Source organism: Microbacterium sp. NPDC087589 (assembly GCF_044743635.1).
Taxonomy (GTDB): Bacteria; Actinomycetota; Actinomycetes; order Actinomycetales; family Microbacteriaceae; genus Microbacterium.
This window is the reverse complement of record NZ_JBIUWV010000008.1, coordinates 1-22,899: the sequence shown is the minus strand read 5'-3', so window position 1 is coordinate 22,899 and position 22,899 is coordinate 1. Positions and strand designations below refer to the sequence as shown.

At 68.6% G+C, this 22,899-nt stretch carries 19 protein-coding genes and 1 riboswitch; of the genes, 16 read left to right on the top strand and 3 right to left on the bottom strand.

Annotated elements, in window-relative coordinates:
• The first annotated feature begins 70 nt into the window (after window positions 1-70).
• From pheS to argH, 12 genes are all read left to right on the top strand, one after another.
• Entirely contained in the window at window positions 71-1,111 is a 1,041-nt protein-coding gene (gene pheS / locus ACIOU8_RS15650; protein WP_400791399.1) for a phenylalanine--tRNA ligase subunit alpha, read from the top strand.
• Window positions 1,111-3,615, top strand: coding sequence for a phenylalanine--tRNA ligase subunit beta (gene pheT / locus ACIOU8_RS15645; RefSeq protein ID WP_400791396.1), 2,505 nt, complete (start codon window positions 1,111-1,113; stop codon window positions 3,613-3,615). The genes pheS and pheT overlap by 1 nt, the downstream gene beginning before the upstream one ends.
• Window positions 3,616-3,748: 133 nt before the next feature.
• The gene (locus ACIOU8_RS15640) at window positions 3,749-4,465 is read left to right on the top strand and encodes a DUF402 domain-containing protein (RefSeq protein ID WP_400791393.1); all 717 of its coding nucleotides are present in this window, start codon (window positions 3,749-3,751) and stop codon (window positions 4,463-4,465) included.
• A 63-nt stretch (window positions 4,466-4,528) separates the two neighbouring features.
• The gene (locus ACIOU8_RS15635; protein WP_400791390.1) at window positions 4,529-5,494 is read left to right on the top strand and encodes an NAD-dependent epimerase/dehydratase family protein; all 966 of its coding nucleotides are present in this window, start codon (window positions 4,529-4,531) and stop codon (window positions 5,492-5,494) included.
• A 23-nt stretch (window positions 5,495-5,517) separates the two neighbouring features.
• Window positions 5,518-5,611, top strand: a riboswitch (TPP riboswitch).
• The gene (gene thiM / locus ACIOU8_RS15630) at window positions 5,602-6,450 is read left to right on the top strand and encodes a hydroxyethylthiazole kinase (protein WP_400791387.1); all 849 of its coding nucleotides are present in this window, start codon (window positions 5,602-5,604) and stop codon (window positions 6,448-6,450) included. Its footprint overlaps the riboswitch before it by 10 nt.
• Window positions 6,447-8,597: a bifunctional hydroxymethylpyrimidine kinase/phosphomethylpyrimidine kinase gene (locus ACIOU8_RS15625; RefSeq protein ID WP_400791384.1), complete on the top strand. Its 2,151-nt coding sequence runs from the start codon at window positions 6,447-6,449 to the stop codon at window positions 8,595-8,597. The genes thiM and ACIOU8_RS15625 overlap by 4 nt, the downstream gene beginning before the upstream one ends.
• A gap of 244 nt (window positions 8,598-8,841) precedes the next feature.
• Window positions 8,842-9,894 carry an N-acetyl-gamma-glutamyl-phosphate reductase gene (gene argC, locus ACIOU8_RS15620; RefSeq protein WP_400791381.1) on the top strand — a complete coding sequence of 351 codons (1,053 nt, stop codon included), beginning with the start codon at window positions 8,842-8,844 and terminating at the stop codon, window positions 9,892-9,894.
• Entirely contained in the window at window positions 9,891-11,048 is a 1,158-nt protein-coding gene (argJ, locus tag ACIOU8_RS15615) for a bifunctional glutamate N-acetyltransferase/amino-acid acetyltransferase ArgJ (RefSeq protein ID WP_400791378.1), read from the top strand. The genes argC and argJ overlap by 4 nt, the downstream gene beginning before the upstream one ends.
• Window positions 11,045-11,962 (top strand): acetylglutamate kinase, encoded by a 918-nt coding sequence (gene argB, locus ACIOU8_RS15610; protein WP_042536571.1) that lies wholly within the window; start codon window positions 11,045-11,047, stop codon window positions 11,960-11,962. Before argJ ends, argB begins: the two co-directional genes overlap by 4 nt.
• Complete coding sequence (locus tag ACIOU8_RS15605) at window positions 11,959-13,170, top strand: acetylornithine transaminase (protein WP_400791375.1); 1,212 nt, start codon at window positions 11,959-11,961, stop codon at window positions 13,168-13,170. Before argB ends, ACIOU8_RS15605 begins: the two co-directional genes overlap by 4 nt.
• A complete protein-coding gene (argF, locus tag ACIOU8_RS15600; protein ID WP_056373277.1) occupies window positions 13,167-14,096 on the top strand; it encodes an ornithine carbamoyltransferase in 930 nt (309 codons plus the stop codon). Before ACIOU8_RS15605 ends, argF begins: the two co-directional genes overlap by 4 nt.
• Window positions 14,096-15,526, top strand: coding sequence for an argininosuccinate lyase (gene argH, locus ACIOU8_RS15595; protein WP_400791903.1), 1,431 nt, complete (start codon window positions 14,096-14,098; stop codon window positions 15,524-15,526). The genes argF and argH overlap by 1 nt, the downstream gene beginning before the upstream one ends.
• Window positions 15,527-15,696: 170 nt before the next feature.
• Here argH and ACIOU8_RS15590 read toward each other — a convergent pair whose 3' ends face one another.
• On the bottom strand, window positions 15,697-16,530 hold the full coding sequence (locus ACIOU8_RS15590; RefSeq protein WP_400791371.1) for a DUF559 domain-containing protein: 834 nt from the start codon (window positions 16,528-16,530) through the stop codon (window positions 15,697-15,699).
• Between the two features lie 198 nt (window positions 16,531-16,728).
• Window positions 16,729-17,316: a DUF1349 domain-containing protein gene (locus tag ACIOU8_RS15585; protein ID WP_400791369.1), complete on the bottom strand. Its 588-nt coding sequence runs from the start codon at window positions 17,314-17,316 to the stop codon at window positions 16,729-16,731.
• Window positions 17,317-17,375: 59 nt separating this feature from the next.
• On the opposite strand from ACIOU8_RS15585, the gene ACIOU8_RS15580 reads away from it, so the two are divergent.
• From ACIOU8_RS15580 to ACIOU8_RS15565, 4 genes are all read left to right on the top strand, one after another.
• On the top strand, window positions 17,376-18,020 hold the full coding sequence (locus ACIOU8_RS15580; protein ID WP_400791366.1) for a SatD family protein: 645 nt from the start codon (window positions 17,376-17,378) through the stop codon (window positions 18,018-18,020).
• Window positions 18,017-18,907 carry a hypothetical protein gene (locus tag ACIOU8_RS15575; RefSeq protein WP_400791362.1) on the top strand — a complete coding sequence of 297 codons (891 nt, stop codon included), beginning with the start codon at window positions 18,017-18,019 and terminating at the stop codon, window positions 18,905-18,907. Before ACIOU8_RS15580 ends, ACIOU8_RS15575 begins: the two co-directional genes overlap by 4 nt.
• A gap of 53 nt (window positions 18,908-18,960) precedes the next feature.
• Window positions 18,961-20,262 (top strand): tyrosine--tRNA ligase, encoded by a 1,302-nt coding sequence (gene tyrS, locus ACIOU8_RS15570; RefSeq protein ID WP_400791359.1) that lies wholly within the window; start codon window positions 18,961-18,963, stop codon window positions 20,260-20,262.
• A gap of 95 nt (window positions 20,263-20,357) precedes the next feature.
• Entirely contained in the window at window positions 20,358-21,155 is a 798-nt protein-coding gene (locus ACIOU8_RS15565; RefSeq protein WP_400791356.1) for a DUF4184 family protein, read from the top strand.
• Here ACIOU8_RS15565 and ACIOU8_RS15560 read toward each other — a convergent pair.
• Complete coding sequence (locus ACIOU8_RS15560) at window positions 21,140-22,468, bottom strand: CoA transferase (RefSeq protein WP_400791353.1); 1,329 nt, start codon at window positions 22,466-22,468, stop codon at window positions 21,140-21,142. The genes ACIOU8_RS15565 and ACIOU8_RS15560 overlap by 16 nt on opposite strands.
• Window positions 22,469-22,899 lie beyond the last annotated feature (431 nt).

Genomic DNA, 22,899 nt, shown 5'->3' with positions numbered 1-22,899 from the left:
GCGCCGTCGCGAAGCGGGCCGAAAGTCTGCGTGAGATCGTGATCCACGACCCCCGGTAGACTCGTGTCTCGTGTCTGAGTCTCCCGAAATCACCCCGGAAGCGGTCGAAGCCGCCGTCGCGGCCGCGCTCGAAGCGATCAACGCTGCCGCCGATACCACCGAGCTGAAGGCGGCGAGAGCCGCTCATGTCGCAGACGGTTCTCCGCTCGCCGTCCTGAACGCGTCGATGCGCCAAGTGGCCCCGGAGAACAAGGCGGCCTTCGGCAAGCTCGTCGGCCAGGGTCGCGGACAGGTTACGAAGGCGCTTGCAGCGAAAGAAGAGGCGCTCGCTGCCGCCGAGGTCGCCGCCCGTCTCGAATCCGAGCGCATCGACATCACCGCCGTCCCCTCGCGCACGCGCGTCGGCGCGCGGCATCCGCTGACTCTGCTCAGCGAGCAGATCTCCGACATCTTCGTCGGCATGGGCTGGGAGATCGCGGAAGGGCCTGAGCTCGAGCACGAGTGGTTCAACTTCGACGCCCTGAACTTCGACGTCGATCACCCCGCTCGCCAGGAGCAGGACACCTTCTACGTCGACCCGCCGTCGCGTCACCTCGTGATGCGCACGCACACGAGCCCCGTGCAGGTGCGCTCGATGCTCGACCGCGATGTGCCGATCTACGTGCTGTGCCCCGGTCGTGTGTACCGCACCGACGAGTTCGACGCGACGCATCTCCCGGTCTTCACGCAGTTCGAGGGCCTCGTCGTCGACAAGGGCATCTCGATGGCCCACCTCAAGGGCACGCTCGACCACGTCGCGCGTCAGCTCTTCGGACCCGAGGCCAAGACGCGCTTCCGCACGAACTTCTTCCCGTTCACCGAGCCGTCGGCCGAGCTCGATCTGTGGCACCCGACCTTCAAGGGGGGCGCTCGCTGGATCGAGTGGGGCGGCTGCGGAATGATCAACCCGAATGTGCTGCGTGCAGCGGGAATCGACCCCGACGTCTACAGCGGCTTCGCTTTCGGCATGGGTGTCGAGCGAGGACTCATGTTCCGCAGCGACGTCCAGGACATGCGTGACATGGCAGAGGGCGATGTCCGATTCAGCGAGCAGTACGGGATGGTGGTGTGATGCGCGTCCCGCTTTCGTGGTTGCGTGAGTACGTCGATCTGGCAGCGGATGCGACGCCCGAGGATGTCCTGGCGGCGATGGTCACCGTCGGCTTCGAAGAAGAAGACGTCCACCGCTTCGAGCTCTCGGGTCCCGTCGTGGTCGGACAGGTCGTGTCTCTCGAGGCTGAGCCGCAGTCCAACGGCAAGACGATCAACTGGTGCCAGGTCGACGTCGGCGAGGCGAACGGCGGCATCCGCGGGATCGTCTGCGGAGCGCACAACTTCGTCGCCGGAGACAAGGTCGTCGTGACCCTGCCGGGTGCCGTGCTGCCTGGGCCGTTCCCGATCGCCGCGCGCAAGACCTACGGTCACGTGTCCGACGGCATGATCGCCTCGGCGCGGGAGCTGGGCCTCGGCGAGGAACACAACGGCATCCTGGTGCTCGCGGATCTCGGTATCGATGCCCCGGTAGGCACCGATGCGATCAGCCTGCTCGGACTCGACGACGTCGCCGTCGAGATCAACGTCACCCCTGACCGTGGCTACGCGTTCTCGCTGCGCGGAGTGGCACGCGAGTACTCTCACGCGACAGGCGCGACGTTCCGCGACCCCGCGGATCGCGACTTCGCCGAGCTCCAGCCCGGCACCGGGCACACGGCGATCGTCGACGACGTCGCGCCGGTTCGGGGGCACGTCGGGGCGAGCGAGTTCGTCACGCGGGTCGTCCGCGATGTCGACCCTGCGCGTCCGACCCCGCCGTGGATGATCGCCCGACTCTCCCTCGCAGGCATGCGCTCACTGGGGATCCTGATCGACATCACCAACTACGTGATGCTCGAACTCGGCCAGCCGCTGCACGGATACGACCTCGACAAGCTCGCCGGAGGCATCACCGTCCGCCGCGCCACGCCGGGCGAGAAGATGACGACACTCGACGGTCAGGAGCGCAAGCTCCACGTCGAGGACCTGCTCATCACCGACGAGTCGGGTCCGATCGGCCTCGCCGGTGTCATGGGCGGCGGCACCACCGAGATGAGCGACACCACGCGGAACGTGCTCATCGAGGCGGCGACCTTCGACCCGGTCACGATCGCCCGCACCGCTCGTCGCCACAAGCTGCCCAGCGAGGCGTCCAAGCGCTTCGAGCGCGGAGTGGATCCGCTCGTGCCGTTCGTCGCAGCGCGGCGCGCGGCCGACCTGATGGTCGAGTTCGCCGGCGGCACGCTCACCGAAGAGGGCGGCGCCCTGTTCGCCGAGGTGTTCGTCGCCGACATCGACCTGCCGAAGGGCTTCGTCCAGGGACTCATCGGCGTCGACTACAGCGACGACGAGATCACGGGCGCGCTGACCACCATCGGCGCAGAGGTGTCGGACTCGGATGCCGGGTGGACCGTCATCCCGCCGACCTGGCGCCCAGACCTCACCGACAAGTGGTCTCTCGCCGAAGAGGTCGCGCGCATCCACGGCCTCGGCCGCATCCCCTCGGTGCTGCCGACGCCTCCCTCGGGCCGCGGGCTCACCCCCCACCAGCAGGGTCGTCGTCGAGTGTCCGATGCGCTGGCGGCTGCCGGGTTCGTCGAGACGCCGTCGTTCCCGTTCACCACCGAAGCCGACAACGACCTGCACGGGTCGGCGGCGGGGGAGCATCTGCCCGGCATCCGACTCGCGAACCCGCTCGATGGCTCTGCTCCGTTCCTGCGGCGCTCGCTCATCCCCGGCCTGCTGCAGACAGCGCACCGCAACATCTCGCGCGGTCTCACGGATCTCTCCCTCTTCGAGACCGGAGTCGTGTTCCTGCCCGAGCCCGGCGTCGAGTACGGCACCGATGCGGTTCCGCCGCTCGGAGAGCGTCCGTCTGACGAGACCCTCGCCGCGCTGAACGAGTCCATCCCGCCGCAGCACCGTCACGTCGCCGTGCTTCTCACCGGCAATGTCGTTGCTCGTCAGCCCGCTCGCGCGGCTGAACCGGCAGGGCTGTCGGAGGCACTGGACGCTGCCCGGGTCATCGCGGCAGCTTCCGGGGTCGACATCGAGGTGGCGCAGGGGCAGCGCGCGGCGCTGCATCCTGGGCGCACCGGCGTGCTGTCGGTCGGGGGCGTCGAGGTCGGCTACGTCGGAGAGCTCCACCCCGACGTCGCAGCGGGAGCAGACCTGCCGGGTCGCGCGACCGTGCTCGAGCTCGATCTGGACCAGATCCTCGCGCTGGGGGGTGGCCGAGCTGTCGCTGCCTCGCTGTCGACGTTCCCCGCCGCCACGCAGGACGTGTCGCTCGTGCTCGGGGCTGACGTCCCCGCCGGCGAGGTCAAGGCCGCGCTGGCCGAAGGGGCGGGCGCACTGCTCGAGGCGATTCGACTCGTAGACGACTACCGCGGCGAGGGAGTGGACGAGGGTGAGAAGAGTCTGACGTTCGCGCTGCGCTTCCGCGCTGACGACCGCACGCTCACCGCTGCCGAGGCCACCGAGGCGAAGCTCGCCGGGGTCGCCGTCGCGTCCGAGCGCTTCGGCGCCACGCTGCGCGACTGACACCGCACGGCGCGCACCGATTCGCACGCGGGCTGCACTCGATGTGCAGCTCGCGTGCGTCGTCTGTGCCGCTGTTGCACGCATCACCGCCGAGCCGACCTGAACCCGGCGAGCCCCGGGGTACCGTGTCGTGATGAGCATCCTTCCCCACAGCACTCCTGCGGCGGTTCCCGACGGCGTCCGAGCGATGGGCGAGGGGCCGTTCCTCACCCCGGGTGATCAGGTCTCCTGGCACTACCGGAAGCCGGGCTGGCAGCCCGGTGACGCATCGACGATCACACCCATGCGCGTGGTCCGCGACGACGAGCGGGGTCTCGTCGCCTGGCTCGCTCCGGGCACGCTGCAGGAGGGGCAGGGCACTCCTGCCGGAGAACGCGTCCGGACGGTCCCGCTCGAGCGGCGATGGCTCGAACCGCGGTCGCGGATCGTCGAGGAATGGTGGGGCAACGGCATCCTCCGCATCGCGCCCGCGGGTGCGGCGTGGTCGGTCTGGCTCTTCTGGAGCGAGGCGAACGGTTCGGACTGGCAGTTCGCCGGCTGGTACGTGAACCTCGAGAACGCGCACCTGCGCACCGATCGTGACACATACTCGTCCGACCACATCCTCGACGTCGAGATCGAGCCGGATGGTCGAGTGCACCTCAAGGACGAGGACGAGCTCATCGCGGCCGTCGAGCAGGGACGCCTCACCTCCGAGCAGGCGGCGCAGATCGAGCGGCACGCGGATGCCGCGATCGAGTCGTTCCGTGAGGCGGACTGGCCATTCGCCGCGGAATGGTGCGACTGGCGGCCTGATCCCTCCTGGTCCGTCCCGGAGTTGGCGGGGCTGTCCGACCTCCGCAGTCGGTGAACCGGCATCCGCCGTGAGCGGAGGGCACTTCCCTTCGCACGGCGAAGGTGGTGGCATGGGTCCATGACCGACGTTCTCATCCTCGGCGGAACCGGCTGGTTGTCCGGCCGCATCGCCAGACGGCTGCTGGTGGACGGCGCGACGGTGTTGTGCCTCGCGAGGGGAGGACGGCCCTCACCGGACGGGGCGAGCCTGGTTCTGGCCGATCGGGGAGATGCTGACGCGTACGATGCCGTCCGGGGTCGCGCCTGGGACCACGTGATCGATGTGTCATCGAACGCGGCACAAGTCGCGGCGGCGGTCGAGGCGCTCGGCGATCGAGCCGCGCGGTGGACGTACGTGTCGTCGGTGTCGGCATACTCCGACGATGAGACGGTCGGGGCGGACGAGTCCGCGCCGTTGCATCGGCCGGCGGGCCCCGGAGATGAGTACGAGTACGGGCCGCAGAAGGTCGCCGCCGAGGATGCCGTGCGTGCCCTCGGAGATCGGACGCTGATCGTGCGTCCTGGCCTGATCGTCGGCGAGGGCGACCCGAGCGATCGGTTCGGCTACTGGGCTGCTGCGTTCCTGCGGGCCGAGGATGGCCCCGTGCTGCATCCTCGCTCGGAGGGACGCAGTGCGCAGGTCATCGACGTCGATGACCTGGCGGAGTTCGTCGCCACGACCTCGGCGACAGGAGTCAGCAACGCGGTCGGTGACCGGCATTCGCTGACGGAAGTACTCGACGCCATCCGGCAGGCGGCAGGGCACATCGGGGAGACGCCGGTGGCGGATGACGACTGGCTGACCGCGAACGGCGTCGAGCACTGGGCGGGGGAGCGATCGCTGCCGTTGTGGCTGCCCGCCGACATGCCCGGTTTCATGTCTCGCTCGAACGCCAGGTATCGGGATGCCGCGGGAGGACTCCGCCCGATCGACGAGACGATCGCCGCTGTCGTCGCGGACGAGCGCGAACGCGGCGTCGACCGAACGCGACGTGCGGGCCTGACCCGTGCCGACGAGCTGGAGCTCGTGCGGCTGCTCGGCTGACGACCGGAGATCGCTAGACTGCGAGCAGTGACACGGGGTGCCGCATCCGCGGCTGAGAACAGACCCGTCGAACCTGATCTAGTTCGTACTAGCGAAGGGATGTCGCATTGAGCGATCGTCTGCGTCCACATACCGATTCGACCCTCGCGGCGTCGGCCGCCGAGCTGCTGTCCGCGCTCCGCGAGACACCACCGCTGACCCACTGCATCACGAACAGCGTCGTCACCGGCTTCACCGCCAACGTGCTGCTGGCCCTCGGCGCGGCCCCGGCGATGGTCGACATCGTCGACGAGGCCGGCCTGTTCGCGGGGGTGGCGTCCGGACTGCTGATCAACCTCGGCACGCCCACGCCAGAGCAGCGGGCCGCGAGCCTCCAGGCCGTGACAGGCGCGGCAGCCGCGGGCACTCCGTGGGTGCTCGATCCCGTGGCGATCGGAGCACTGCCCGTGCGCACGGCGCTGGCGCACGAGCTCGCCGCGTCGCGCCCCACCGCGATTCGAGGCAATGCCTCAGAGATCCTCGCCCTGGCCGGGCTCAGTGCGGGTGGCCGAGGCGTCGATGCCACCGACAGCACCGAAGCCGCTGAAGAGGCGGCGCTGGAGCTCGCCGCCCGGCACGGATCGGTCGTCGCGGTGTCGGGGCCGGTCGACCTCATCACCGACGGGCGGCGCGTGGTGCGCATCGCCAACGGACACGAGATGCTCACCCGTGTCACCGGCGGAGGGTGCGCGCTGGGTGCCGTGATGGCGGCCTTCCTCGGGGCGGCGCGCGAGTCGGGCATAGATCCGCTCACCGCAGTCGCCTCGGCGAGTCTGGTCTACACGGTCGCAGCCGAGCACGCCGCGACTCATGCAGCGGGGCCCGGAAGTTTCGCGGTCGCGCTGCTCGACGCGCTCGCCACCGTCACGCCGCAGCAGATCGCTGCGGCGGCACGGGTCGAGGAGCGCACGCTGTGATCGTCGATCTCTCGCTGTATCTCGTGACGGATCCCGCACTCTGCGGTGAGCGGGGCGTCGTGGATACCGTGCGGCAGGCCGTCGATGGGGGTGTGCGGATCGTGCAGCTGCGCGACAAGACCGCGACGGATGCCGAGATCGTCGCTCAGCTCGTCGATCTCTCGCGCGTGATCGACGGGCGAGCGCTGCTCGTGGTGAACGATCGCCTCGATGCTGCTCTCGCCGCCCGTGTACAGGGCGCAAGGGTCGACGGGGTGCACCTCGGACAGGGGGACGACTCCGTGCTGCGGGCGCGCGAGATGCTCGGTCCCGACGCGGTCATCGGCCTCACGGCGAACAGCCGGGAACATTTCGAGGCGGTGCGCGCGCTCCCGCTCGGTACGGTCGACTATCTGGGGGTCGGCGTCATCCGCCCCACCAGCACCAAGCCCGACCATCCGCCGGCCCTCGGCGTCGAGGGATTTCGTGCCCTCGTCGAGACGACGGCGCTTCCGTGCGTCGCCATCGGTGGCGTCGGCATCGACGACACCGAATCGCTTCGCGATGCGGGTGCCGCAGGACTCGCCGTGGTGTCGGCGCTCTGCGCGGTGGACGATCCGACCCGCGCTGCGGGCGACTTCGTGCGCCGCTGGCGGGCATCCGGCACGCCGCGGGTGCTCAGCATCGCCGGCAGCGATCCGTCGGGCGGCGCAGGGATACAGGCCGATCTCAAGTCGATCGCCGCCAACGGCGGATACGGCATGGCCGCGCTCACCGCCCTCACCGCCCAGAACACCGTCGGGGTGCGTGGAGTGCACGTGCCGCCCGCGATATTCCTCCGGCAGCAGCTCGACGCGATCTCAGACGACATCGTCGTCGATGCGGTGAAGATCGGGATGCTCGCGAACGCCGACGTCATCCGCACCGTCGCAGACTGGCTCGATGCCGTGAACCCGCCGATCGTCGTGCTCGACCCTGTCATGGTGGCCACCAGCGGCGACAGGCTGCTCGATCAGGATGCCGAGGCCGCACTGCGCTCGCTGCTCGAACGTGCTCATGTCGTGACCCCCAACCTCGAAGAACTCGCGGTGCTGGCAGGACGACCCATCTCGGGATGGGACGACGCGGTCGCCGCGGCGGAGGAGCTGTCATCGCGTATCGACGCGGCGGTGCTCGTCAAGGGCGGGCACCTCGACGGCGACGATGTGCCGGATGGGCTCGTTGACGTTGCCCGGAGAGTGCGGGCGGAGTATCCGGGGTCACGCATCCGCACCGCGAACACGCACGGCACCGGCTGCTCCCTGTCTTCCGCGCTGGCCACCCGTCTCGCTCGCGGCGAGAGCCCCGTCGAGGCCGTCGCCTCGTCGCGGGCGTGGCTGCGTGAGGCGTTGCGCGAGAGCGGGGGCCTGCACGTCGGCCGCGGTCACGGGCCGATCAATCACTTCGCGGGTCTCTGGCAGCGCGGCGGGGTCGAGACGACCAAGACTGCGGAACAGATCCGCGCGGACTGGTGGCAGCGAACGGCCGCCGTGCGGTCGGGGATAGACAGCCTCCCGTTCATCCGCGGCCTGGCCGACGGCACTCTCGAACAGGAGCCGTTCCTGTTCTACCTCGCGCAGGACGCGCTGTATCTCCGCGACTATTCCCGCGTGCTCGCCGAGGCCTCGCGGCTCGCCCCCACGCCCCACGAGCAGGCGTTCTGGGCGCATTCGGCCGAGGGGGCGATCGTCGGCGAGCTCGAACTGCACGCATCCTGGCTGACGCCCGGTGAGGGAGTGGATCTCGGCACCTTCGCGGCCGTGCCCGCGCCTGCGACAGTCGCGTATCTCGACCATCTGCGATCCGTCGCCTTCGGTGGCGACTACGCCGAGCTGATCGCGGCCGTGCTGCCGTGCTTCTGGCTCTACACCGATCTCGGGCGCCGTCTGCACGCGGGGGAGTTCGGCGACTTCGCCCGTGACCCACGGCATCCGTACGCATCGTGGCTCGCCACCTACGCCGACCCCGCGTTCGAGGCGGCGACCGATCAGGCGATCGGCTATGTCACCGCGGCGGGCGCTGCGGCATCCGCCCGCGTTCGAGCGCGGATGCTGCGGGCATTCGAGACGTCGAGCGCTCACGAGCTCGCCTTCTTCGCTGCGCCGTTCGGCACCGCGGTCTCTGCATGACGGACCGGATTTGCGCATGCCGCGACGAGCGCGCTATCGTCGCGGCATGCCTTCGGCCGCCACCGCTCCTCTGACGCTCGTCCCGAGCGTAATCGCCGTGCGCCGACGCCGCAGCGGCCGCCGACTCTAGGCGACCCTGCGCTTCTGCCTGCATACGCACGGCGGTCGAGTGCCGGTGTCGCCGCCCCGGTTCCCGACACTGCACCCCGCGTTCGACACGGGGTCCGACCGTTAAGGTAGAAGAATGACGTACTCCGTCGCCGTCTCCGGCGCATCCGGCTATGCGGGCGGCGAGATCCTGCGCCTCCTCGCGTCTCACCCGGACATCGAGATCCGCACCGTGACGGCGCACTCGAACGCCGGTCAGCCGCTCGTGCAGCATCAGCCGCACCTGCGGTCACTCGCACACCTCACCCTGCAGGACACCACGCCCGAGACGCTCGCCGGGCACGACATCGTCTTCCTCGCTCTGCCGCACGGCCAGTCCGGTCAGTACACGGATGCGCTCGGCGACACCCCGCTGGTGATCGACGCAGGGGCCGATCATCGTCTGACCTCGCGCGAGTCCTGGGACGCCTTCTACGGCGGCGACTTCCACGAGCCGTGGGCCTACGGCGTCCCCGAGTTGCTCGTCGGCGGGAACAAGCAGCGCGAGACACTGCGAGACGCGAAGCGGATCGCCGCTCCCGGCTGCAACGCCTCGACCGTGAGCCTGAGTCTCGCGCCCGGCGTCGCCGCCGGTGTGATCGACGCGGGCGACATCGTCTCGGTGCTCGCCGTCGGCCCGTCGGGGGCGGGCAAGAGCCTCAAGACCAACCTGCTCGCAGGCGAGATACTCGGCAGCGCCAACCCGTATGCGGTCGGCGGCACCCACCGGCACATCCCCGAGATCCGCCAGGCGCTCGCGGCGGCATCCGGAGCGGCGCCCGACGGCATCCGTATCTCCTTCACTCCGGTGATCGTGCCGATGTCTCGGGGGATCCTCGCCACCTCCACCGCGCCGATCGTCGGCGATGCCAGCGATGCGGAGATTCGCGCCGCATGGGAGGGCGCCTACGGTGACGAGACCTTCGTGCAGCTGCTGCCTGCGGGGCACTTCCCTCGTACCGCCGACGTGCTCGGGGCCAACACCGCACTGATCGGCCTCGCGATCGACCGGCCGGCGAACCGCGTGACGGTGGTCACTGCGGTCGACAATCTCGTCAAGGGCACCGCAGGCGCTGCCGTCCAATCCATGAACCTCGCGCTGGGACTGCCAGAGTCCCGCGCCCTCTCAGTGAACGGAGTCGCGCCGTGAGCGTCACCGCCCCCGCAGGATTCGAGGCGGCCGGAGTAGCCGCCGGCCTCAAGTCGACCGGCAAGCCCGATGTCGCGGTCGTCGTCAATCGCGGCCCCCGCAAGGTCGGTGCAGCCGTGTTCACGAGCAACCGCGCCAAGGCCAACCCGATCATCTGGTCGCAGCAGGTGGTGGCCGACCGCGTCGTCGAAGCCGTCGTTCTGAACTCCGGCGGAGCGAACTGCTTCACCGGCAGCTTCGGTTTCCAGACGACCCACCAGACCGCCGAGAAGGCGGCAGAGCTTCTCGGTGTCAGTGCCGGCGACGTGCTGGTCTGCTCGACCGGCCTCATCGGCGTAGGCGACGAGATCTTCCGTGGCAAGGTGCTCTCGGGCACCGAACAGGCGATCGCCGAGCTGTCGACCGACGGCGGCCAGGTCGCGGCCGAGGCCATCATGACCACCGACAGCGTCTCGAAGACCGCTGTCGTGAGTCGGGACGGCTGGACCATCGGCGGCATGGCCAAGGGTGCGGGCATGCTCGCTCCCGGCCTCGCGACGATGCTCGTCGTCCTCACGACGGATGCCGTGCTCGAGCCTCTCGAGGCCGATGCGGCGTTGCGATTCGCGACCGGCACCACGTTCGATCGCCTCGACTCCGACGGCTGCATGTCGACCAACGACCAGGTCACGCTGCTCGCCAACGGCGCCTCCGGGGTGACCCCCGATCTGAAGGACTTCTCAGCGGCACTCGCAGAGCTGTGCCAGGTGCTCGCGGTGAAGCTCCAGAGCGACGCCGAGGGTGCGAGCCACGACATCACCATCGAGGTGCGGCACGCCGCCACCGAGGGGGAGGCCGTCGAGGTGGGCCGCTCGGTCGCACGGAACAACCTCTTCAAGGCCGCGATCTTCGGCAACGACCCCAACTGGGGGCGGGTGCTCGCCGCGATCGGCACGACCAACGCGCAGTTCGACCCGTACGACGTCGACGTCTGGATGAACGGCGTCCGGGTGTGCAGCGAGGGCGGCCCCGATCGGCCGCGCGAAGAGGTCGATCTCACCCCTCGCGCCACGCACCTCGTGATCGATCTCAAGGTCGGCGAGGCGACCGCGACGATCCTCACCAACGACCTGACCCACGACTACGTGCACGAGAACAGCGCCTACGCCTCATGACCGACATTCAGGACACCACGCCTGACGTCGCCGCCGTCAAGGCCGCGACGCTCATCGAGTCGCTCCCGTGGCTGAAGAAGTTCCGCGATCAGATCGTCGTCGTCAAGTACGGCGGCAATGCGATGGTCTCGGACGAGCTGCAGGAGGCCTTCGCACAGGACATCGCCTACTTGCGGTACGTCGGCGTGCTGCCGGTCGTCGTGCACGGCGGCGGACCGCAGATCTCCGACATGCTCCAGCGCCTCGAGATCCCGAGCGAGTTCAAGGGCGGATACCGGGTCACCAACACCGAGGCGATCAGCGTCGTGCGCATGGTGCTCACCGGCCAGGTGAACCCGCAGCTGGTCTCGAAGATCAACTCCCACGGTCCGATCGCGACAGGGCTCAGCGGTGAAGATGCGGGGCTGTTCGGCGGGCGCCGCCGCGGCGTCGTGATCGACGGCGAGGAGATCGACCTCGGTCGGGTGGGCGACGTCGTCGAGGTCGACCCGACGCCGGTGCTCGATCACCTCGCGGCCGGTCGCGTTCCTGTGGTCTCGAGCATCGCCCCCGACCTCGATCACCCGGGCCAGTCGCTGAATGTGAACGCGGATGCCGCGGCTGCCGCGCTCGCGGTGGCTCTCAAGGCGCGCAAGCTCGTCATCCTCACGGACGTACCCGGGCTGTACGCCGACTGGCCCAATCGCGACTCTCTCGTGTCGCACCTCACGTCGGAGGCCCTCATCGAGATGCTGCCGACCCTGGAGTCCGGCATGATCCCGAAGATGAAGGCCTGCCTGGACGCGATCGAGGGCGGCGTCGACGCCGCCGCGATCATCGACGGACGCGTGCCGCACTCGGTGCTCGTCGAACTCTTCACCAGCAAGGGAATCGGAACAGAAGTGGTCATGGGAAGCGCAGGAGTGAAGGCATGAGCAACTGGCAGGACGACGCAGCAAGCGATCTGGTCCTCAACGCAGGGCCCCGATTGGCCATGCTGACCCGCGGTGAGGGATCGTACCTCTGGGATTCCGAGGGCAAGCGCCACCTCGACTTCCTCGCCGGCATCGCGGTGACCTCGCTCGGGCACGCGCATCCCGTGTTCGTCGAGGCCGTGTCGCGGCAGGCGGCGACTCTCGCCCATGTGTCGAACTACTTCGCGACGCCGTCGCAGCTCGCGCTCGCCGCACGGTTGAAGCGCCTCGCCGGTGCCGGGATCGACGGGCGCGTGTTCTTCTCGAACTCCGGCGCCGAGGCGAACGAGGCCGCGTTCAAGCTCGCTCGCCTGCACGGCGGAACGGAGAAGCCCCGCATCCTCGCGCTCGAGAACGGATTCCACGGGCGCACGATGGGCTCGCTCGCGCTCACGGCGAAGGCGGCCATGCGCGCGCCCTTCGAGCCCATGCCCGGGGGAGTCGAGCACATCCCGGCGACGATCGAGGCCCTCGGGGCCGCGATGGACGACCGCGTCGCCGCCGTGATCGTCGAGCCGATCCAGGGCGAGGCGGGCGTCGTCGAGCTGCCCGAGGGGTACCTCCAGGCCGCGAGGTCGCTCACGCTGACGCACGGGGCGCTGCTCATCGTCGACGAGATCCAGACGGGTGCAGGGCGCACGGGTGCCTGGTTCGGCTTCAGCCACGAAGGCATCACCCCTGACGCCATCACGCTCGCGAAGGGAATCGGCGGAGGCTTCCCGATCGGAGCCCTTGTGACGTATGGCTCCGCGAGCTCGCTTTTCACCCCGGGCTCGCACGGCTCCACGTTCGGCGGCAACCCGCTGGCGACCGCCGTCGCCGACGCAGTGCTCACCGAGATCGAGAGCGCGGGTCTTGTCGACAACGCCGCGCGTCGTGGCGAGGAGATCCGCGAGATCATCGCCGGTATCGACTCGCCCCTCGTCACAGGAGTGCGTGGCCGCGGACTCCTGATCGGGGTGGCTCTGGGCGCCCCCGTCGCGAATGACGTGGTCGCCGCCGCCCAACAGCGCGGCCTCATCGTGAACGCCGCGAACCCCGAGACCGTGCGCATCGCGCCGGCCCTCACCATCGGAGACGCCGAACTCGCCGAGTTCCGTGAGCTCTTCGCCGCGTCGCTCTCCGACGTCCAGGCATCCCTCGCCGAATCCGGAAAGGCCCTCGCATGACCCGCCACCTGCTGCGTGACGACGATCTGACCCCCGCTGAGCAGGCGGAGATCCTCGATCTCGCCATCGAGCTGAAGAAGGACCGCTGGGCGAACAAGGCCCTCGAAGGCCCTCAGACTGTCGCGGTGATCTTCGACAAGTCGTCCACCCGCACCCGTGTCTCGTTCGCCGTCGGGATCGCCGACCTCGGTGGTTCACCGTTGATCATCTCGACAGCCAGCAGTCAGCTGGGCGGCAAGGAGACCCCGTCCGACACCGCTCGTGTGCTCGAGCGCCAGGTCGCGGCGATCGTCTGGCGCACGTACGCGCAGGCAGGGCTCGAGGAGATGGCGGCCGGTACCACGGTGCCTGTCGTCAACGCACTCTCGGACGACTTCCACCCGTGCCAGCTGCTCGCCGACCTCCTCACGATCCGCGAGCACAAGGGCGACCTGAAGGGGCTGACCCTGACGTTCTTCGGCGACGGGCAGAGCAACATGGCGCATTCGTACGCATTGGCGGGAGTCACTGCCGGCATGCACGTGCGCATCGCCTCACCCGCCGACTACGCGCCGCGTGCGGATGTCGTCGAGGCGGCCGACCGCCGCGCGGCGGAGACCGGGGGCTCGATCACCCTGTTCACCGATGCGGTCGAGGCTGCGGCGGGTGCCGACGTCGTGGTGACCGACACCTGGGTGTCGATGGGCAAGGAAGAGGAGAAGCTCGCGCGCATCCGCGATCTGGGCGGCTACAAGGTGACGCCCGAGACGATGGAGATCGCCGACTCCGAGGCGATCTTCATCCACTGCCTCCCCGCGGACCGAGGTTACGAGGTCGACTCCGAGGTCATCGACGGACCGCAGAGCGTCGTCTGGGACGAGGCGGAGAACCGCCTCCACGCGCAGAAGGCCCTGCTCGTCTGGCTGCTCGACAAGAAGGACGCATGATGGTCGACGCGAAGAACGACGGCACGAACGAGGGCGCGCTGTGGGGTGCCCGCTTCGCGAGCGGACCGTCTCCCGAGCTGGTCGAGCTGAGCAGGTCGACGCATTTCGACTGGATTCTCGCACCGTACGACATCGCGGGGTCGCACGCGCACGCGAAAGCGCTGGAGGCCGCCGGCTACCTCGAACCCGACGAGGCCACCAGGATGCATGAGGGGCTCGACGCCGTGGCGCGCAAGGTCGCCGACGGCACCCTGCGGCCCGTCCCCTCGGATGAGGACGTGCATGGAGCTCTCGAGCAGGCTCTGATCGCCGAACTCGGGCCAGAGCTCGGCGGTCGTCTTCGTGCCGGCCGCAGCCGCAACGATCAGATCGCCACGCTCGTGCGCATGTACCTGATCGACCACGCCCGGGTGATCGCGCGTGACCTCCTGCGGGTCATCGACGCGCTCGTCGCACAGGCGGAGGCGCACCCCGAGGCGATCCTGCCCGGACGCACGCATCTGCAGCACGCGCAGCCCGTGCTCCTCGCGCACCACCTGCAGGCCCACGGATGGCCGCTCGTGCGCGAGCTCGAGCGTCTGGTCGACTGGCGTCGCCGCGCGGGCGTCTCGCCCTACGGCGGGGGAGCTCTCGCGGGCTCGACGCTCGGACTCGACCCCGCGCTGGTCGCGTCCGAGCTCGGACTCGACCGCCCGGCCGAGAACTCGCTCGATGGAACCGCGGCGCGCGACGTCGTCGCCGAGTTCGCCTTCGTCACGGCGATGATCGGCGTCGACATCTCGCGTCTGAGTGAGGAGATCATCCTCTGGAACACTCGCGAGTTCGGATTCGTGACTCTGCACGACGGGTACTCGACGGGCTCGAGCATCATGCCGCAGAAGAAGAACCCCGACATCGCTGAGCTCGCTCGCGGCAAGTCCGGGCGGCTGATCGGCAACCTGTCGGGGCTGATGGCGACGCTCAAGGGGCTTCCGCTCGCGTACAACCGCGACCTGCAGGAAGACAAGGAGCCGGTCTTCGACTCTGTGCAGACCCTCGAGGTCGTGCTGCCGGCCTTCGCCGGGATGATCGCGACGCTGCGCTTCGACACCGGGCGCATGGCCGCCCTCGCACCCCAGGGGTTCTCGCTCGCGACCGACGTCGCCGAGTGGCTCGTGAAGCGCCGTGTGCCGTTCCGCGATGCGCACGAGATCTCCGGCGCGTTGGTGCGTGCCTGCGAGGAGCAGGGGATCGGCCTCGAGGACGCATCCGACGAGTTGCTGATCTCGGTGTCGCCCCACCTGGTGCCCGAGGTGCGCGAGGTGCTCACGATCGAAGGATCCGTGGCCTCCCGCACCGGTGTCGGCGGAACTGCCCCTGTCCGGGTCGCCGAGCAGCGTGCCGAACTGGTCGCCAGGGCACAGGCGGCCGCACACGCTCTGGGGCTCTAGCAGGACGCCGCGGCGGATGTCGGGTGACAGCCGTCCGGATCTCGGACACCCGACTTCGGATGGGGCACGATTCGCGGACGAACGGACGCATCGCGGACGTTCTGAGCAAGTTTCTCTGTGATCCGTCCGTAGGTCCGTGATCCGTCCGAGGGACTGTCCGTCGTCCGTTGTCACAACGGCACCTCGAGGCGGACCAGAGCGCCGAGAATCGCGGCTTGCACCGTCGCCCAGTCATGGACGATCTGGGCACAGTCGAACCGCAGCGTCTCGTAGCCGAGGAGTGACGCGGCAGCATCCCGCACGAGGTCCTTATGTCGGAGTTCTCCCTCGTGGTTGCCTTTGCCGTCCGCCTCGATGATCAGCCGTCCGGCGATGACGAAGTCGACTCTTCCGACACCGTGGATCGTGACCTGGCAGTCGAGTCGGATGCCGAGTAGGTGCAGTCGCAGCCGCAACAGCGATTCCAGGCCGCTGTCGGCATCCGGTTGCGCGAGATCGACGAGCCAACGAGCCCGATTCGGCAGCGCGGCTCTCACCCTCATTCGGCTCCGCGTCGAGAGCATGCCGAGATTCCAGGCGGACTCGAATGCGGCGTAGAAGGCCTCGGCGCCAGCGCACTTGTACAGGTGCACCAGTGCGATCTCGATGCTCGCCTCACCGAGGGGAGGATCGCCCGAGTAGTAGTGGGAGGTGCAGGTGCAACCACGGTGCGAGAGCGCATGCTGTCCCGGGGCGAGCCACACGTGAAGTCCGTCGGCCGGAGGGAGAACCCAGACTCCGTGTGCTCTGAGGACGCTCGCGCAGGTCAGAGCACCTCCGTGCGCGATCGCCTCCCGAAGCGACGGAGCAATCGGAGGGACGGCGAAGACGCCGGGACGCAGCCTGACGATCGCACCGGCCCTCACTTGATTCGCGAGCGTTTGACGGCTGATCCCGAACTGCTGAAGTCGGGTGCCCCGGGCGATGCCGCCGAGGCTCGAGATGGTGTCTTTCGGAGAGAGCATCCGACCACCGTGCCGCAGCGCCAGACCGTGCGTCGAACGTGACGCGCGAAATGTGGATGAGTTCGATCGGCCCCCGGTCGTGGAGGAGAGAACCCCGCGTGACGATCAGCCGAGGGCCGGACGATGAGCGGAAGATTTTCGACAGATCCTCCGTGATTCGTCCGGCCCTCCGTCAACCGTCGAGTGAAGCCGCGCGGCTCAGTGCAGCGCGACGTCGGCGGTCGAGCGCGTCCAGCGGGTGAAGCGGACGACGAGTCCTGAGCGCGTGGGGCCGGCGAGGAACGGGCCGGCGGATGCCGTGGCCTCACCGTCGAACGGCGCCACCCGCACCAGGCGCCAGTCGCCGTCGTCGGCGCGCGCACGTACGATCACGGCATCCGGCCAACGGCTCACGCGGACCGTGATCTCGCTGCCGTGCCAGTCGTCGACATAGCCGACCGACCAGTCCGAGCGGATGTCGGTGACGACCGCGCCGAGACCGAGATGGTCGTCGGCGTACTCGACGCCCGCCTTGATCCAGTGCTCGTCGTCGATGCGCACGAAGACGCCGGCCTGGTCGAACTGCCCGTCCCAGGGGGCGCGGAACGATACCTCCATCGCCTCGCCCACCGCCAGGGGAGCGAGCAGAGCGTGCTCGGTATCGTGCACGAATCCGTAGGCGGTGTGTCGCCAGGCGTCGCTGCCCTCTGCGGCGGTCACGTCCAGGTGGTCGTCGCCGGGGGCGAGCTGAGCGGGGGCGTGGGTCCAAGACCCTTCGGACCAGGAGATGATGTCTGATTCAGGCATGTTCTCAGACTATAGCCAAATAGGGCATAAACGTAAGTTATTCGTGATACGGTTATCACATGGTCATCGCCGTGCTCGCCGACATCGTGGGGTCTCGCAAGCTCGATGATCGTTCTGCGGCGCAGCGCGTGCTCGATGACACCATCGCTCGTGTCGAGAAGCATCTGCCCCTCGCGCACCACGCGCTGACGCCCACGGTAGGGGATGAGCAGCAAGGCGTCTACCTCGGACTCGAGGACGCGATGGTGTCGCTGCTGATGATCCAGCTCGCACTTCCTGACGGCATCGCCTTCCGATTCGGGATCGGTGTAGGCGACGTGCGTTCTGTCGACTCCGTGCACGGCGAACTCGCCGACGGACCAGGGTGGTACGCGGCGCGTGCCGCGATCGAGACCGTGCATGCGAGGGAGAGTCGCACCGTACCGCGCACGCGCACGTGGATTGTCGGAGCCCCGGGGCAGGATGAGGTCATGGACAGCACGATCGCCTCATCGAACGCCTACCTCCTCGTCCGCGACGAGCTGGTCGGGGCGATGAACGAGCGTGAACGTCGCCTGACCTTCGGCCGCCTGGTCGGCAGATCGCAGCATGACCTCGCCGCCGAGGAGGGCATTTCGCAGCCCAGCGTCTCGAAGTCTCTGCGCAACGCCGGCAGCGCCGCGCTCATCGAAGGCGTGGCCGCGCTGAGGGGGGCGAGAGCATGATCGTCGCCGGATTCATCCTGCTGGCCGTGGGCTCAGCCGATCTCGTCCGCCAGTTCGCCCCGCATCGATGGGTCGGCTACCTCACCGTGGCAGTGATCCTCCTTCTGCTCGGCAGCGTGAGCGATGCGCTGCTGCCCATGATGCTGGGGCTCGCGGTGGGGGCGCTCTGGGTGTGGTGCATGCCATCCGCGAGGCGTGCGCCACTCGGCTTCTGGCCCGCCGTGCTGCTGGGTGTGTTGAGCATCGGATCGGTCGTCTGGCTGGGCGCCCGAGCGGATGCCGGTCTGATCGGCTCGGTGTGGAGCATGCGCTCGCCGTTCGGAGAGGTCTCGTTCGATCTCGCGATCCTCACGGTGGGCACCGGGGTGTTCCTCCTGGAGTCCGCCAATCTCGTGGTCCGGGCAGCGCTCGACGGCGAGCACACGTGGCGGCCTGCCGAATTACGGCGACCCACGGCGCTCGACACCGCAGGCGCGCAGCCGACGGCTTCCGACGCCCCGGTCTCGCATCCGGTGGCCGCTGGCGCTCTCCTGGATGACGGTGTGATCGGTGTGATCGGCGCGGGTGGTTCCGGCTCAGCGGACGCAGAAAAGGCCGAGCAGGCGGGCGAAGCCGACGCCGTCCCCGCACGCGATCCCCGAGCCGGTTTCAAGGGCGGTCGACTGATCGGTCCGCTCGAACGCATTCTCGTGATGCTCCTCACCCTGGCCGCCGCGTATCCGATTCTCGCCGCGATGCTGGCAGCCAAAGGAATCGTCCGCTTCCCCGAGATCTCGCGCGACGGAGAGACCGGGGCGCGCGCGGAGTACTTCCTCGTCGGCAGTCTCGTGAGCTGGGTCATCGGGTTGGGCGCGGCCTTCCTCGTGTGGTGGGCTGCGCACAGCTGATCGACCGCGGTCACGGCGTTTCGCGTGCCCCGACCGCTGATAGCCTGGGGCGCGTGTCGAATTCCGCTCTGACGACCGCCCCGCCGGCGATCGACCCCACGTTCGAGAACGTGTGGGACGAACTGCTGTGGCGCGGCCTCGTCCACGTGTCCACTGACCAGGAGGCGCTGCGCGCCCTTCTCGCCGGGGACCCGATCACGTATTACTGCGGTTTCGACCCGACAGCCGCCAGCCTGCACCTCGGAAACCTGGTGCAGCTGCTGACATTGCGTCGCATCCAGCTCGCCGGTCACAAGCCCCTCGGCCTCGTCGGTGGCTCCACCGGCCTGATCGGTGACCCACGTCCCACGGCCGAGCGCACGCTCAACACCCGCGAGACGGTCGAGGAGTGGGTGGGTCGCCTGAGGGCGCAGGTCGAGCGCTACCTGAGCTTCGAGGGTGAGAACGCCGCGCGCATCGTCAACAATCTCGACTGGACGGCGCCGATGTCGGCTATCGACTTCCTGCGCGAGATCGGCAAGTACTACCGAGTCGGCACGATGCTGAAGAAGGATGCTGTCGCCGCGCGCCTGAACTCGGATGAGGGCATCAGCTACACCGAGTTCAGCTACCAGATCCTGCAGGGGATGGACTTCCTCGAGCTCTACCGCCAGTACGACTGCGTCCTGCAGACGGGCGGTTCCGACCAGTGGGGCAACCTGACCAGCGGCACCGACCTCATCCGTCGCGCCGAGGGGGTCGCTGCGCACGCGATCGGCACACCGCTGATCACCAACAGCGACGGAACCAAGTTCGGTAAGAGCGAGGGCAATGCGATCTGGCTCGATGCCGAGATGTGCAGCCCCTACCGGATGTACCAGTTCTGGCTCAGCACGGCTGACGCCGACGTCATCGAGCGGCTCAAGGTGTTCACGTTCCTGACCCGCGCCGAGATCGAGGAGTACGAGGCGCTCGTCGAGTCCGAGCCCTTCCGTCGCGCTGCCCAGAAGCGTCTGGCGCTCGAGGTCGTGGCGACCGTCCACGGGATCGATGCGACGGCGGCCGTGATCGCCGCATCCGACGCGCTGTTCGGTCAGGGTGACCTGACCGCGCTCGACGCGTCGACGCTGCGCACCGCCCTGGAAGAGCTGCCGCACGCGACAGTCGACGCCGGTTCACCGGTCGTGGATGCGCTCGTCGCCACCGGGCTGGTATCCAGCCTGTCCGAAGCGCGCCGTGCGATCAACCAGGGCGGGGTGTCGCTCGACGGCGCACGCGTCGAGGACGACTCGGCCACCGTGCAGGGGACCCTGCCGGGCGGGGTCTCCGTGCTTCGCCGCGGCAAGAAGACTCTCGCAGGAGTCTTCGTCGCCTGAAGATACGTTTCTGATTGCATGACGGCGGCCGTCTGAGGAGCTCTCGGACGACCGCCGTCACGTTTCTCGCCACCCAGCTCGTCAGGAGAGAGCCGATGCCGTTCACGCCGAGTCACGCGCTGGTCGCCCTGCCCTTCATCCGCACCCCGCTCGTGCCGGCCGCGATCGCGATCGGTGCCATGACCCCGGACCTTCCCCTGTTCCTCCGGGGCATCGGCCTCCAGTACTCGTTCACCCACACGTTCGGCAACGTGCTCTGGACCGCGCTGGTCGCCTTCGTTCTGTTCCTGCTGTGGCGCGTGGTGCTGCGCCCGGCGGTCGGAGAGCTGTCACCGCTCTGGCTGGCTCGGCGACTGCCCGCCGACTGGTCGGAGTCCGGCATCGCGGCCGCGCGAGCGGCCGTCGGCATCGGCGCGCAGAATCGGCTGTACCCGATCATGCTCGCGGCCTCGCTCGTGCTGGGCGCCCTGACGCACATCGTCTGGGATCTGTTCACGCACGAGGGTCGATGGGGAGTGGATGCGCTTCCCGCGCTCGACGTCATGTGGGGCCCGTTGACGGGGTACAAGTGGCTGCAGCACGGATCGAGCGTGATCGGGCTCCTCGTCATCGGCAGCTGGGCCATCCTGCGGCTGCGTCGCGCCGATCCTCGCGACGACGTTGAGCGCTCCGTGCCAGGAGCCGTCCGACTCGCGTGGTGGTTGTCGCTTCCCGCAGTGCTGATCACGGCGTGGGTCGTGGGATACGCGGCGTACGGACCGTTCACCGACGGGTTCACGTATCAGCATCTGGCCTACCGGATGCTGCCGCCGGCGTGTGCGCTGTGGGGTGTCCTGACGCTCGCGCTCTGCCTCTCGCTGCCACTGTTCCGCCGTCTTCACCAGCGAGGCTGATCGGATCCCCAGCGGTGGGGAGCTGCGAACTCGAAGCCGGGAAGCACTGATGAGGCGGTGACGACGGTCTGCCCTGCGACCTCGAATGCGGACGTATGGGCGGTGAGGTCCAGCTCCTGTCCCGCTTCCGGTCGGGAGAATCGCGGCATCCCGAGGAGCTCGGCCGCAATCCGACGCAGTGAGGTTCGCACCACCCAGCCTCCACCTTCGCGCCGACGTCGCTCGAGAAGCGAGATGACCGCGGTCGCGAGGAGATACCCCGCACTGTGGTCGAGAGCCTGTGCAGGCAGAACGCCAGGGCGATCACCGTCGAGGGTCTCGGTCATGGCTATGCCGGCCTCGGCCTGCACGAGACTGTCGAACCCGGCACGGGACGGTTCCTCGATGCCCCAGGCGCTGAGCTGGGCGACGACCAGACCGGGCTGTCGCTCGAGCAATGCGGCTGCCGACAGCCCGAGACGGTCGAGGGCCTCCGGCCGATACCCCAGAACGACGACGTCAGCCGATGTGAGCAGTTCCTCGAACCGATCGGTACGAGCGTCGAGCAGCGCTGACCTCTTGCCGTGACCGGTGTCGAGGTGCTGCCACTCGGGTTCGACCAGATGCGGTGGATCGATGCGGAGCACGTCGGCGCCCAGAAGCGCGAGGGTGCGAGTGCACACGGGGCCGGCGATCACCCGAGTGAGGTCGAGCACCCGGACGCCGGCGAGTGGCGCGCGATCGTCCCGAGTGCCCGCGCCGTGTCGTCCACCACGAGAGGGGAGGTCGATCCGCTCGACCTGGAGCAGGGGAGTGGCGCGCAGCTTCGCGTCGTGCTCCGGGTTCTCCTGCTGAACGCGCACGGCCAGCCCGCGCTCGGCCGTGATGCGATCCACCGCCTCGGCAGCGCTCAACGGCAGGATGGCTTTGCGCACATCGTCGGCATCGGCGCCGGGGGACAGATCCAGTGCGGCGTGCAGGCGCGTCGCGTGGTGCGGATAGTTCCCATGAGTGCGGATCCACCCGTCGGATGCGCGGAAGAACCCCGAGTACGGCGACCAGACATCGGGCGAGGCGCCCTCGACGGTGAGAGCACGATCACTCCGATAGGCGACGGCTACGCGGTCGGGGTCGGGGAGGGTGCCGATGCCGGACGCTAGGCATGCGGCGCGGACGCTCGCCCATGCCAGCTCACCCGTCGCAAGGCGCGACGGAAGAGGCACAGGATGACGGGGTGGAGCGTCGGCGTCGGCGAACCCCGCGTCGATGCCGAGGTCTGCCCACACTCGGTCCAGCAGTGCGGCTACAGGGCAGTGATTCGCAGGCTCATTCACGGTGCGATCGTACTCCTGGCGGCGATCCGTGATGAATACCGGCGCTGGACTGGGAAAAGCGCCTTCCAGAGGAGCGACGACACGCCCGGGGGTGGTGGCCCGATTTGCCAAAACCCCAGAACCCACGTAACTTATTACTTGTTCGCCCCACAGGGAAGCGGAGAGGCCGAGAGCTTCACCCCCCTCAAGCGGAGAACCACCTCCCAATCCACTCACTTGTGAGAACAGACGCGTGCGTCTAGGATGGGAGATCCACCCCATCTGCGGCTGTCGCAGGCTGCGCACCGGATCCAAGATCCGCACGGCGCGCTGATTTGACAAGCGAGACGGGATGGCTAAGATAGAGAAGTTGCCCTTCGGGCCTGGTTGTGATGACTGGGTCGTGGGAGCATCCGATCCTTGAGAACTCAACAGCGTGCACTTGTCAAATG